General features: G+C 63.3%; 12 protein-coding genes. 8 read left to right on the forward strand and 4 right to left on the reverse strand.

Going from position 1 to position 11,953, the window contains the following annotated elements; genetic code table 11:
* Positions 1-32: 32 nt before the first annotated feature.
* The 5 genes from BBX50_RS02375 to BBX50_RS02395 are packed head-to-tail and all read left to right on the forward strand — an operon-like array spanning position 33 to position 5,222.
* Positions 33-992 (forward strand): ABC transporter substrate-binding protein, encoded by a 960-nt coding sequence (locus BBX50_RS02375; protein ID WP_083213511.1) that lies wholly within the window; start codon positions 33-35, stop codon positions 990-992.
* Between the two features lie 40 nt (positions 993-1,032).
* Positions 1,033-2,397 carry an MATE family efflux transporter gene (locus tag BBX50_RS02380; protein WP_065773717.1) on the forward strand — a complete coding sequence of 455 codons (1,365 nt, stop codon included), beginning with the start codon at positions 1,033-1,035 and terminating at the stop codon, positions 2,395-2,397.
* Positions 2,394-3,404: an iron ABC transporter permease gene (locus BBX50_RS02385; protein WP_065773718.1), complete on the forward strand. Its 1,011-nt coding sequence runs from the start codon at positions 2,394-2,396 to the stop codon at positions 3,402-3,404. Before BBX50_RS02380 ends, BBX50_RS02385 begins: the two co-directional genes overlap by 4 nt.
* Positions 3,401-4,438, forward strand: a complete 1,038-nt coding sequence (locus BBX50_RS02390) for an iron ABC transporter permease (protein ID WP_065773719.1) — start codon at positions 3,401-3,403, stop codon at positions 4,436-4,438. The genes BBX50_RS02385 and BBX50_RS02390 overlap by 4 nt, the downstream gene beginning before the upstream one ends.
* A 7-nt stretch (positions 4,439-4,445) precedes the next feature.
* Positions 4,446-5,222 carry an ABC transporter ATP-binding protein gene (locus tag BBX50_RS02395; protein ID WP_065773720.1) on the forward strand — a complete coding sequence of 259 codons (777 nt, stop codon included), beginning with the start codon at positions 4,446-4,448 and terminating at the stop codon, positions 5,220-5,222.
* Between the two features lie 74 nt (positions 5,223-5,296).
* Here BBX50_RS02395 and BBX50_RS02400 read toward each other — a convergent pair whose 3' ends face one another.
* Positions 5,297-6,745 carry an NCS1 family nucleobase:cation symporter-1 gene (locus tag BBX50_RS02400; RefSeq protein WP_065773721.1) on the reverse strand — a complete coding sequence of 483 codons (1,449 nt, stop codon included), beginning with the start codon at positions 6,743-6,745 and terminating at the stop codon, positions 5,297-5,299.
* Between the two features lie 140 nt (positions 6,746-6,885).
* Entirely contained in the window at positions 6,886-7,773 is an 888-nt protein-coding gene (locus BBX50_RS02405) for a helix-turn-helix domain-containing protein (RefSeq protein ID WP_065773722.1), read from the reverse strand.
* Between the two features lie 112 nt (positions 7,774-7,885).
* On the opposite strand from BBX50_RS02405, the gene pobA reads away from it, so the two are divergent.
* A complete protein-coding gene (pobA, locus tag BBX50_RS02410) occupies positions 7,886-9,058 on the forward strand; it encodes a 4-hydroxybenzoate 3-monooxygenase (RefSeq protein WP_065773723.1) in 1,173 nt (390 codons plus the stop codon).
* 55 nt (positions 9,059-9,113) lie between these two features.
* Here the strand turns inward: pobA and BBX50_RS02415 are convergent, their stop codons facing one another.
* Complete coding sequence (locus BBX50_RS02415) at positions 9,114-9,635, reverse strand: GNAT family protein (RefSeq protein ID WP_139108412.1); 522 nt, start codon at positions 9,633-9,635, stop codon at positions 9,114-9,116.
* A gap of 79 nt (positions 9,636-9,714) precedes the next feature.
* The gene (gene pcaQ / locus BBX50_RS02420) at positions 9,715-10,641 is read right to left on the reverse strand and encodes a pca operon transcription factor PcaQ (protein WP_065773795.1); all 927 of its coding nucleotides are present in this window, start codon (positions 10,639-10,641) and stop codon (positions 9,715-9,717) included.
* Between the two features lie 93 nt (positions 10,642-10,734).
* Between pcaQ and pcaD the strand changes: the two genes are divergently transcribed.
* Both pcaD and pcaC read left to right on the forward strand, forming a co-directional pair.
* On the forward strand, positions 10,735-11,547 hold the full coding sequence (pcaD, locus tag BBX50_RS02425) for a 3-oxoadipate enol-lactonase (RefSeq protein ID WP_065773724.1): 813 nt from the start codon (positions 10,735-10,737) through the stop codon (positions 11,545-11,547).
* Entirely contained in the window at positions 11,540-11,944 is a 405-nt protein-coding gene (gene pcaC / locus BBX50_RS02430) for a 4-carboxymuconolactone decarboxylase (protein ID WP_065773725.1), read from the forward strand. Before pcaD ends, pcaC begins: the two co-directional genes overlap by 8 nt.
* Positions 11,945-11,953 lie beyond the last annotated feature (9 nt).

Here is an 11,953-nt window from a genome sequence, read left to right on the forward strand (position 1 = left end):
CCAGCCCATTTTTCGCAACTGCGCGCGCCCGGATGGTCGGCGCTGTCATCCTCGCCGGATGTGCGCTCGGACAGCTGACTGCTGCGCACGCCGAAGATGGCATGACCTTCAACGTGATCGACGATCGCGGTGTTGCGGTCAGCATCCCGGCGAAGGCACAGAAGGTGGCGTCGGTCTCCTACTTCGCCGCCGATGTGGCCCTCGCGCTTGGAATCAGGCCGATTGCGACGACCTACATGGTCGAAGGGCGCCATCCGGATTTCCTCGGCGGCTATCTCGACGACGTCAAGCAGATCGGCCAGCGTGCCACACCCAACATCGAGCTGCTCGCCGAGGCAAAGCCTGATTTGACGGTTGCGATCCGCCGCTACACCGAAGGCAACGCGCCTCAATACGAAAATGTCGCGCCCTATCTCGCTTATGATCTCGAGCTTTACGCCGATAGCGATCGTACCATCGCCCAACTGGCAACGATCCTCGGCCAGCCGAAGCGCGGACAGGAGCTCAACGCTGGGTTCAAGCGCGATCTCGAAACCTTCGCCGCCAAGGCGCCGAAGGACAAACATCCGCGCTTCGTCGTCATGTGGGGTGGTGACATCCCCTGGGTCTTCCGCTCGGAAAACATGACCGCTGCCATCCTCGTTGCACTCGGCGGCGACAACATCGCCGGGCAGAACCCGACGCCGTCGGTCCCCGGCAACTGGGGCATGGAGATGAGCCTCGAAACCATGCTGGAGAAGGATCCGGAAGTGATTTTCGTCTACGACTACGGCCCGGATCGCCCGCAGGAGAACAATCCAATCTGGCAGCAGCTGTCCGCCGTCAAGAACGGCCGCGTGCACTATGTCGGCGATCATTGGGTCGAGGCGCATGGTCCGATTGCCCGCGAGATGGTTCTGCGCGAGGCGGCCCATCTTCTCTACCCGGATGTCTTTCCGACCGTCGACGTCAAGGCGGAAGCCCGCAAGCTCATCCCCGCATCCATTCAGTAACAGGTGAGCCGGTTCGCCAATCCGCGAGCCGGCGACTATCATGCGTCGATCGAACCACCCATCTTCCGAAGCATACCGGATCGTCGAGCTGGCAACGCCGCTTGCGCTGGTGCAACTGGCGCAGGTCGCCATTTCGACCACCGACATGCTGATGCTCGGCTGGGTCGGAGGCGAAGCGCTGGCCGCAGGCGCCCTTGGCCTTGCGGTCTTCAATCTGTTGCGCACGATCGGCTTCGGCCTCATCGTCGGCACTTCCAACCTCGTGGCGGCGGAACCGGGTGACAGGGTTCCGATATCGCTCCTGTTCGGGGCTCTGGTCGTGTCTGCCGGTGCCGGGCTGATCGCTATGGGGCTGATGGTGTTTGGCGGTGCCGGCCTGCGGTGGCTGGGCCAGGATGCGAATGTCGCTGAACTGGCTTGGGACTATCTGACATTCCTGGCGCCCGGCATTGTCGCGCTCTTCGGCTTTTACGCCTATCGCGGGGTCGTCGTTGGCCGCCGTAAGGCGGGTTTCCTGCTTGCCATCACGCTTGCAACCATTCTCATCAACGCCGTACTTGATTATGGCCTGCTGTTCGGCGCTTTCGGTTTGCCGCAGCTCGGCGTCCCCGGGGTGGCTGCCGCAAGCACGCTCGCCTATCTTGCGCAGTTCGTTGCCATTGCCTGCATAACCCATCGGACGATGGTCTTCTCTCGCCTTTCATCCATGGCAGAGCTGCTGGCTTCGATCCGCCGGCTCCTGGCGACCGGACTGCCGACTGCGGGCTCCTATGGATCGGAAGCCGGCTTCACCGCGCTCGTCACCTTGATGGTTGGCGTCTGGGGTGCGGCGGCGCTTGCGGCCCAGGCCGTCGTCAACCAGATGGTCTATGTCGTCTTCATGTTGTCGATCGGGCTCTCGCATGCGACTTCGGTCGGCGTGAGCGAAGCTGTCGGCGGTGGCGACCACGAGCGCGCGCGTCGCGTCGGTCGAACCGGTCTGCTGCTGGGGATGGCCGTCGCCGCTGTCTTCGCACTTGCGTTCCTGCTGTTCTCGGCACCGCTTCTGGCCCTGTTTTCGCTGTCGCCTGGCGGTCGCGGAGAGGCAACATACCGTGCTGCCCAGACCCTCCTGATCGTGGCAGCCCTCGTTCAACTACCGGATTTCGCGCAAAACATCGGCATCGGGGCGCTTCGTGGGGTCGGCCGCGCCGCCAGCGGCTTCTGGATCACGCTTGCAAGCTATTGGTTGATTGGAGCGCCGGCCGCCTGGCTCATGGGCTTCCATCTCGTGCCCGGCGCAACAGGCGTCTGGATCGGCATGGGCACCGGCTTTGCCGCCGCCGCGATTGGCCTGATCGCCGCCTTCCATCGCGCAACAGGCGGTTTTGTGATTGCTCGTCGCGTATCGGAGCAACGGCCATGAACGCGCATGTGCGTTCGGCCTGGCTGTTCTTGGCGTTGCTGGCGATCGCCGCGGCTGTCAGCGTTGCGGCGCTGATCGTTGGCGCGAAGCCGATGACGCTGCCGCAGGCGCTAAACGCGCTCACTTCGCCGGGCAGCGGCACCGACGCGATCATCGTCTGGACGCTGCGCATGCCGAGAAGCATCGCCGCCTATCTTGCCGGAGCCGCACTCGCCGTGTCTGGCTTCCTGCTGCAATCTATCATGCGCAACCCGCTCGCAGCACCCGACCTGACCGGGGTCACCGCCGGGGCGGTGAGTTTCATCGTCGCGACCTTCGTCTTCCTACCGGCCGTTTCGTCCGTTTTCTATCCCGCCATCGGCATGGTCGGCGGGTTGCTGGCCGCCGCACTGACCCTTTGGGTGGCGCATGGCGGCCGGGCCTCGCCTCTGCATCTGGCGCTTGGCGGCATCACGGTTGCACTGTTTCTCAACGCGATCACCACCTATGTCCTGGTTCGTGGCGGCCCGCAGTCGCCCTCGGTCCTGTTCTGGCTGTCCGGCGGCTTTCAGGGACGATCGTGGTCACAGGTCGGCTACATGCTGCCGTGGGTGCTTGTCGGCCTTGGCGCCGCCGTTCTTTGCCATCGCATCATCGAGCTTCTCTCGCTTGGTGATGAGGTCGCCGCTGGCATGGGCGCCAATCCGGCCTTCTGGAAACTCGTGCTGCTCGTCACCGCCATCTGCCTCGTTGCCGGCGTGACGCCGGTTGCCGGACCAGTCGCCTTCGTCGGGCTTGCCGTGCCCCATCTCGTGCGGCTCCTACGCCCGGCAAGTGCACTCTGGTCCATCCTTCTCAATGGAGCGCTCGGCGGCGGCCTTCTCGTCACGGCGGACGCCCTTGCCCGTTCGGTTGCCGCCCCCAGGGAGATTCCGGTCAGTATCTTTACGGCGCTGATCGGCGGGCCGGTCTTCATCTATCTGACGCAGCGTGGCTTCTCGTCCGGCGCGAGTGGGGGACGCCGATGAAACCCGAGATCCTCGGCGGCGCTGAAAAGCCCGCGTCTCGCAGCTTCATCCCGCTCGCTGCGCTATGTCCGCTTCTGTTGCTGGCGGCGATCCTGTTGGGTGTTGCCGATCTGCCGGTCGGGGAAGTCGTCGACGTCTTGCTGGGGGGCGGCTCGGAGAACGCTCAGCTGATAATCGGCACAATCCGCATCCCGCGCATCCTGACCGGCATTCTCGCCGGCATCCACTTTGCTGTGGCGGGCGCTCTGCTGCAAACGGTCACGCGCAACCCGCTGGCGGACCCGACCGTCATGGGCATCTCGCAAGGGGCAACGCTCGCCATTACCGTGTTCCTCTTTTTTGCGGTCTACGGCGTGAACGCGGATGCCAATACGCTCTATGCGTTGCCGGTCGCGTGGCTGCCGCTTGTCGGCGCACTTGGCGGCCTTGTGGCCGGCGCGCTGATCTATGGGCTTGCCGTGAGCAGAGGGCTCAGCGCCCTGCGCATGACGCTGTGCGGCATCGCGATTGGCGCACTCCTGCATGCGCTGGCCATGGGCATCATCGTCGGCTGGGGCAGCGCTCGCTTCGAGATCATCATGCAGTGGCTTGCCGGCAGCCTTTATGCCCGTGGCTGGGAGCATGTGGTGTTTCTCTTGCCGTTCACGATTGCCGGCCTTCTCGTGCTGCCGTTTCTCCATCGCTCATTGGCACTTTTGCGGTTCGAGGAGGACGTCTCGCGGTCCTTCGGTCTGAACTATCGGCTGAATTTCACCCTGGTGCTCGTCGTCGCCTGCGGTCTGGCCGCCAGTGCCGTCGGCGTCGTCGGCCCCTTGATCTTTGTCGGGCTGGTCGTGCCGCATCTTGCGAAAGTCCTGGCAGGCCGCCACTTTGCAGCGGTCCTGCCGCTGACGGCGTTGCTCGGTGCCACATTGGTGATGGGGGCGGATCTCGCTGGTCGGCTGCTCGGCGGTGCCGAGGAGATTCCTATCGGCGTCGTTACCGCCTTTGCCGGCGCGCCATTCCTGCTCTTCCTCCTTCGCCGCTATCGATGAGGCCGTGATGCATCTCAAAGCCGTTGACGTGACCGTTCGTTATGCAGGACGCTGTGCGCTGGACGCCTTCGCGCTTGATCTCGGCCTCGGCGAGATTGTTGCGCTGATCGGCCCGAACGGTTCTGGCAAAAGCACCGCGCTGCGTGCGCTCGCCGGCCTGACCGTTCCGGATAAGGGAGATGTGGTGCTCGACCGGCGGCCTGTCCGCGCCTGGAAGCGGCGAGAGCTTGCGCGCCGCCTTTCGTTCTTGCCGCAGGCACCGCTTTCGCCAGACGGCATGAGCGTCGAGCAATTGGTTCGCCATGGTCGCTTCGCCCATACCGGCCTTCTCGGCGGTTATTCGATGCGGGACCGGGAGGCCGTCGCCTGGGCGCTGGAAAGCACTGACCTTGCTGATCTGTCCGATCGTGACCTCAGGGCGCTCTCCGGCGGCGAGCGCCAAAGGGCCTGGATTGCGGCGGCACTTGCCCAGGAAGCCGATATCCTGCTTCTCGATGAGCCGACCTCCTTCCTCGATATCGGCCATCAGGTCGAGGTTCTGGAATTGCTGTGCCGATTGCGTCGTGAGCGGCAGGTGACGGTCGTCGTTGCCATCCATGATCTCAATCAGGCGATGGCGATTGCCGATCGGATCGTGCTGCTCGACAAAGGCCAAACGTTGTTTTCCGGTGCGGCAGACGGTTTGGCCGATAGCGGCCTGATCGAGACGACCTTCGCCGTCAACGGCGCATTCGAGCGTAAGCCAGCGGGCCCCATCTATTTCAACGCGCATATCGCAACATAGTCTGCCGTTCCCATGCCCGGCCTCGCGACCGGGCATGGAGTGGGGCCGGGTTAGGGTCTGCAACGCACGGCGGTCTAGGCCGCAAAGGCAGGCTTGCGGGCGCCGATCCTTAAGACGTAGTAGATGGCACCGCCGATCGCGACGCCGAAGAACCAGCCATAAATTCCCCACCACGCGGGCAGGATGTTGGTAAAGGTCGGCAGGATCGACGAGAACAGCGCACCCACGGCAAAGGCGATGAAGGCGTTGCCATGCCATCCCCCCTGGAAACGGAACTCGCCGTCCTCATGGTAGAGCGCTTCAACGTTCAGTTGGGCCCTGCGGATGAGGTAGTAGTCGACCATCATGACCCCGAAGATCGGCCCCATCGTTGAACCGATGAAGTTGACGAAATGCGCCGCTCCCGTCTCCCACGGTGCGAACGGATAGAGGATGAGCGCAATCAGCGCTGCAATGTAACCACCGCGCTTGAAGTTGATCTGCCGGGGAAAGACATTGGCAAAGTCGAAGGCGGGCGAGACGAAATTCGCCACAACGTTGATGCCGAGTGTCGCGACGGCAAAGGTCAGCGCCGCAAGCAAGGCCAGGAACCAGCTGTCGAACTTCGCCGAGATCTGATCCGGGTGCAGCAGCACCTCGCCATAGACGGCAAAGGCAGCCGTCGTCGTCACGCCGGCAACCAGGCAGAAGGCGAGCAGGTTGATCGGCAGACCCCAGAGATTGCCCTTGCGCAGGGTTTTCTCGTCGGTCGCATAACGCGAGAAGTCGCAGAAGTTCAGATAGAGTGCGGCAAAGTAGGTGATCCAGGTTGCGGCGACCGCGGCAAGCGCGGGGAAGGTGCCCGGTTCCCAGGGCACGCCGGCGTCCTTGGTTTTCTCGATCAGCACGTCGCGCGGGATCTCCGAGCCGAAGGAAAAGGTGCCCGATTTGACGATCAAATAGACGGCGAGGATCAGCATCATGATCCAGACGGCGGGGCCGGCCCAATCCTGAAACTTGCGAACGGTTTCCATGCCGCGCTGGATGATGAGCAGTTGCAGCGACCAGACGATGACGTAGCAGATGACCTCAAGCGTCGAGTGGCCGAGCATGTGGCTGTTCTGATGGAAGGAGAGCAGGCTTTCGTTGCGAATGAGGAGGGCGACGATTGCGCCGGATGCGGCGGCCGTCTGGGCGCCGTACCAGAAGCAGGCGACGACCGCGCGGACCAGTGCCGGCACGTTGGCGCCGAATGTCCCGAACGAGGCGCGGGCAAGGACCGGGAAAGGCACGCCGGTGCGCACGCCCGCATTGCCGACGAGGCTCATCAAGACAAAGATCACCAGCGACCCGATGCCGATTGCGATCACGAAATTCAAGAAGCTGCCGCAAAGCAGGAAGAGACTGGCTGCGAGATAGTAGCCCCACAGGCTATGCACGTCGGATGTCCACACATTGAAGATGCTGAAGGCGCCCCAACGGCGCTCTTCAGCAGGCGCCAGATCCTCGTTGTACAACGAGGGCGACGGATCGCGTACTGTCATGTCTTCCTCCGAATTTCCTCCCGAGTCCCCCTCGGACTCGCTGCCGATTCTGCTCCTGTTTTGAGTCGCTGCCAAAAGCTTTTAGATTGTATACAATTTCGTTCCGGCTGCCGGGCTGATCCGCACCGGAGCGTAGGGTCTCACGCACCCAGCCGCGTGCGCTCGGCAAGCCGCCAGGCGCGTGGCGTCATGCCGGTCTGGCGCAGGAAGAAGCGGGAAAAATAGGCGGGATCGGCAAAGCCGAGGCGAAAGCTGATTTCCTGAACACTGGCGCGGGTAAAGAGCAGTTCACGCCGGGCCTCACCAACCAGTTTTCGTGCGATCATCTCTTGGGTGCTCTGGCCGGTGACAGCGCGCAGGATGCGGTTGAGATGGGTGGGGGAGAGCCCGAGTTCGCGGGCATAGGCGGCGGCCGCCCAATGCGCCCGATGGTGCTGCTGCAGCAGCGCCTGAAAACGCTGGACCCGCTGTTCGTTTTCGCTGTCGGCGGCATCGACCTGGTCCTTGCCTGTCTCGCCGAGGCGCGCCGTCAGCGTCAGGACGGAAGTTAGGTAGGCGTCGAGCAGATCGGTGCGGTTGCTGCGGTTGGCCCCCCATTCCACGGCAAGGCGCGTAAGGGTTGCTGCGACGTAGCTTGCGTCCTCGCTGCCGTCGAGACGGGTCAGGTGCGGTGCCGCCAGCCAGGCGCCAAGGCGACTTTTCTGGCCGGGCGACACTTTGAGATGCGATGCCAGAATGGTGAAGACGAAACCATCGATATCGCGGGAAAAACGGAAACCGTGGCTGAGCGCCGGTGGAACCGTGATGACGGCCGGCGGCTCGATGGCGTGCACCTGCCCGGCAAACACGGCATCACCGGAGCCGCCGGCAATGTACAAGATCTGAAAGAAGCTCTCGTGCCGGTGCAACCCGATTTCCCAGTGGTAGAGGCTGCTTCGCGACGGGATCGTTTCGCAATGAAGCCAGAAATCTGGGCGCTCTCCGGTCTTTTCGCCGTAGAGTTCGTAGGTCGGTACCGTCTTCTTCACGTGGTGCATCCATGCGGCATGTTCGATTTGTGCAATTTCTTGGCGGATTTGTCCATTGAGGGCGAGGGCGGTCGCGCGCAGAGTTTGTCAAAAGACAATTCTGGAGGAGAGCATGCGCACCAAGGTCGTCATCATCGGTTCCGGCCCGTCAGGGCTCCTGCTTGGGCAATTGCTGACCGAGGCCGGGATCGACAACGTCATTCTCGACCGCGTGAGCAAGGACTACATCCTTGGCCGCGTACGCGCCGGTGTGCTGGAGGAGGGCACGGTCGGTTTGATGGATCGCGCCAAGTCGGGAGCGCGGATGCATGCGGAAGGGCTGCCGCATGACGGCTTCTCGCTTGCCTTCGACGGCCGCGACCATCGCATCGATCTTATGCATCTGACCGGCGGCAAGCGCGTCATGGTCTATGGCCAGACGGAGCTGACGCGCGACCTGATGGAGCATCGCGAGCGCTCCGGTGCGACCACGATCTATGACGCTGCCAATGTCGAGCCGCACGGTTTCGACGGTCCGCAGCCCTTTGTCACCTACCAGAAGAACGGCGTTGGCCACCGCATCGATTGCGACTTCATCGCCGGTTGCGACGGCTTTCACGGCGTCAGTCGCAAGTCTGTGCCCGAGAAGGCGCTCCACACCTTCGAGAAGATCTATCCCTTCGGCTGGCTCGGCATCCTGGCCGACGTGCCGCCGGTCGATCACGAACTGATCTATGCCAACCACCCCCGTGGCTTCGCGCTTTGCTCGATGCGCTCGACGACCCGCAGCCGCTACTACATCCAGTGCTCCGCCAGTGAAAAGATCGAGGAATGGTCAGACGATCGCTTCTGGGACGAGTTGCGCCGGCGGTTGCCCCAACACCATGCCGAGGCGATGGTGACCGGCCCCTCCTTTGAGAAGTCGATCGCGCCGCTGCGCTCCTTCGTCGCGGAACCGATGCGCTTCGGCCGCCTCTTCCTTGTCGGGGATGCCGCTCATATCGTACCTCCGACGGGGGCGAAGGGGCTCAATCTCGCAGCCAGCGATGTGCACTATCTCTTTGAGGGACTGCTCGAGCATTATCAGGATCGCTCGAATGCCGGCGTTGATGCCTATTCGGCGCGCGCCTTGGCGCGGGTCTGGAAGGCGGTGCGTTTCTCCTGGTGGATGACCACCATGCTGCACCGGTTCCCGGACACCGGTGATTTCGACCAGCGCATCCAGGAAGCCGAGCTCGACTACCTGACCCACTCGGTTGCCGCGGAAACGGTGCTTGCCGAGAACTACGTCGGGCTGCCGTTCTGAGGAATGTACGTGTAACACGTCTCGCTGTGCCGGTCGTCCGGTCGGCGCGCTGCCGTCAGACCCACTCGTTTCTGAGCAGGCCGAAGATCGCCGTGTCCCACCTGGTGTCGCCGACCTTCACCGAAGACCGGCGCACGCCCTCTTCGCGAAAGCCCAGGCTGAGATAGGTGCGGATCGCCGCCTCGTTGAAGGTGTAGACGTTGAGTTCGAGCCGGTCGAAGGCCGGGTTGGCGAAAAACCGGTCTGCCACCTCGCGAAGGAACGGCCGGGCGAGGCGACGACCGCGCATCTGCGGATTGACCGCGACTCGGCTCAAGCGACCAACTCCATGCTGCCAGTCGAGCGCCACCTGTGCGTGGCCGGCGAGCTTGCCGTCGATGAGGCCCGCAAACATCCAGCGGGTCGGTTCGACGCCGGTCGTCTCCGCAAGCATGGTGTCAAGCGCCGTCGCTTCCAGTGGAAAGGAAAGGCCCGGACCGCCCCATTGCACCAGGGCTTCGAGGCTAGCAAACCAGTCGAGCATCTCGGCAACGTGTCTCTTGGAAAAAGTCTCGACAGTCACGGACGTGGTCTGCATTGGCTCACCAGCATGTTGGGGTCGCAAATTTCGGCCTCTGGTCGTCGGTTGTAAAGCCGCGAATTTCGGCAGGCCTGCGTCAGAGTTTCGTGGTGATGCCGGCGGCGGCCTCTCGTATGGTCTGCATCAGGATTGAAAGCGCCGCCGATGGCGCCGCATCGGCGCGCACGGTGAGGCCGACCGGTCCTTTCGTTTCACTGGTATCGATGGGCAGGATGGCGAGCGTTCCGTCGTCGACGTCGCTGGCGACGACGCCGGCCGAAATGATCCAGATCGCGTCGCTCGCGCGCACGAAAGCGCGGCCGAAGGCGTCCGACACGGTCTCGATCTGGTTTGGCAGGCTGGCGATGCCGTTGGTGATCAGAAACCTCTCGACAAAGGGACGGATGATCGAGGCGCGGGTCGGCATCAGCACCGGAAATTCGCCGAGCCGCGCGAAGGCGGACTGGGTGCCGGAAAGCAGCGGATGCCCCGCGCGCACCGCAAAGACGACCTGCTCGGAGTAGAGATGCTCGAAAGAAAAGCCGGTCATCTTCTCGGGTGCCGCAAGCCGCCCGACCACGAGATCCAGATCGCCGACGCGCAGCTGTTCGAGCAGAACCGCGTTTTCGCCGGTGACGATCTTGATGCGGGCGCCGGTATCCTCCTTGAGGAAGAGCGTCATGGCGTGCGGCATGATCCGTGTCGAGACCGTTGGCAGCGCTCCCACGCGCACCGGCACGCCGTCGCCGGCGCGCTCCTGAGAGACCGAATCAAGCCCCTGCCGGAGCGCGGTGAGCGCCGCGCCGGCATGGCGCAGAAACACCTCGCCGTAGCGGGTAATCTTGATGCCGCGGCCGTCGCGCTCAAAAACCGCGACGCCAAGCACGTCTTCGAGCTCGCGAATCGTCTTGGTCACAGCCGGCTGGCTGACATGCAGCAGCTCCGCCGCCTTCATCACGCTCTTCTGCCTGGAGACCTCGACAAATGTCTGCAGATGGCGAAACTTGACCCGGGCATCGACCATGGAATTCATAACCTCGGAGTTAATGAAATGCCATGAAATATCATTTTACCTAACCAGATTAAATATCCAATTTGGGGACGGAGGAGAGAGCCCGTGCAATTTGCCCGCATCAACGACATTGCGATCCACTATCAGGTAATCGGCGCGACCGGCGACCGGCCGGTGCTTGTCTTTGCCAACTCGCTCGGTACCGATTTTCGCATCTGGCGCGACGTGGTCGTGCGCCTTGCCGGCGAGTACGCAATCGTCCTCTATGACAAGCGCGGCCACGGCCTCTCCGATATCGGGTCGACGCCCTATGCGATCGAGGATCATGCAAATGACCTTGCCGGCTTGCTGGATATGCTTTCCGTCAAGCAGGCAATCATCTGCGGCCTGTCGGTCGGTGGCCTGATTGCCCAGTCGCTCTACCAGCGGCGCCCGGATCTCGTGCGCGCGCTGGTGCTGTGCGACACGGCTCACAAGATCGGCACGGCAGAATTATGGGCGGCGCGGATCGCCGCCATTGAGGCGCATGGCATCGAGGGGATTGCCGACGGCGTACTCGAGCGCTGGTTCACGCCCGCCTTCCGCCGGCCGGAAAACACGGCCCTTGCCGGATATCGCAACATGCTCATTCGTCAGTCGGCGACCGGCTACATCGCCACCTGCGCCGCCATCCGCGATGCAGATTATACCGAAGCGGCGGCTCGCATCGCGGTGCCTACGCTCTGCGTCGTCGGCGACCAGGACGGTTCGACCCCGCCGGACGTGGTGCTGTCCACCGCCCGCCTCATTCCCGGCGCCCGCTACGAGGTCATTCGCGACGCGGGTCACATCCCCTGCGTCGAAAACCCGGAGGCGCTGACCGCGGTGTTGCGGGCCTTCTTCGAAATCGCAATGCATGGAGACAAGCCCCATGAGTGACGCTACTGCGCCGTCCGACCGCTATCGTCAGGGCATGGCGACACGCCGTGCCGTGCTCGGCGACAATCACGTGGATCGCGCGCAATCGACGTCCACCGATTTCGATCGGCCGTTTCAGGAGTTGATCACCGAAGCTGCCTGGGGCCACGTGTGGTCGCGGCCAACCTGGACGAAGCGCGAGCGCTCGATCGTAACGATCGCCCTGCTTGCAGCTCTTGGCCAGGATGACGAGGTGGCCATGCATGTGCGTGCCACCGTCAATACCGGCGCGAGCCGCGACGACGTCTGCGAGGCGCTGTTGCACGTGGCGATCTACGCGGGCGTGCCGGCGGCCAATCACGCGATCAAGATCGCCAAGCAGGTCTTTGCCGAGATCGACGCCGGCAAGGCGGCCTGACGGGAGAAG

The sequence above is a fragment of the Ensifer sp. LC11 genome (assembly GCF_001695835.1).
In the GTDB taxonomy this organism is placed as follows: Bacteria; Pseudomonadota; Alphaproteobacteria; order Rhizobiales; family Rhizobiaceae; genus Ensifer.

Excerpts from the sequence above, each read along its gene's own strand:
- BBX50_RS02395 (WP_065773720.1), top strand. The coding sequence starts at position 4,446 with ATGCATCTCAAAGCCGTTGACGTGACCGTTCGTTATGCAGGACGCTGT.
- pobA (WP_065773723.1), top strand. The coding sequence starts at position 7,886 with ATGCGCACCAAGGTCGTCATCATCGGTTCCGGCCCGTCAGGGCTCCTG.
- BBX50_RS02400 (WP_065773721.1), bottom strand. The coding sequence starts at position 6,745 with ATGACAGTACGCGATCCGTCGCCCTCGTTGTACAACGAGGATCTGGCG.
- pcaQ (WP_065773795.1), bottom strand. The coding sequence starts at position 10,641 with ATGGTCGATGCCCGGGTCAAGTTTCGCCATCTGCAGACATTTGTCGAG.
- BBX50_RS02390 (WP_065773719.1), top strand. The coding sequence starts at position 3,401 with ATGAAACCCGAGATCCTCGGCGGCGCTGAAAAGCCCGCGTCTCGCAGC.
- BBX50_RS02385 (WP_065773718.1), top strand. The coding sequence starts at position 2,394 with ATGAACGCGCATGTGCGTTCGGCCTGGCTGTTCTTGGCGTTGCTGGCG.
- BBX50_RS02380 (WP_065773717.1), top strand. The coding sequence starts at position 1,033 with ATGCGTCGATCGAACCACCCATCTTCCGAAGCATACCGGATCGTCGAG.
- BBX50_RS02375 (WP_083213511.1), top strand. The coding sequence starts at position 33 with ATGGTCGGCGCTGTCATCCTCGCCGGATGTGCGCTCGGACAGCTGACT.
- BBX50_RS02415 (WP_139108412.1), bottom strand. The coding sequence starts at position 9,635 with ATGCAGACCACGTCCGTGACTGTCGAGACTTTTTCCAAGAGACACGTT.
- pcaC (WP_065773725.1), top strand. The coding sequence starts at position 11,540 with ATGAGTGACGCTACTGCGCCGTCCGACCGCTATCGTCAGGGCATGGCG.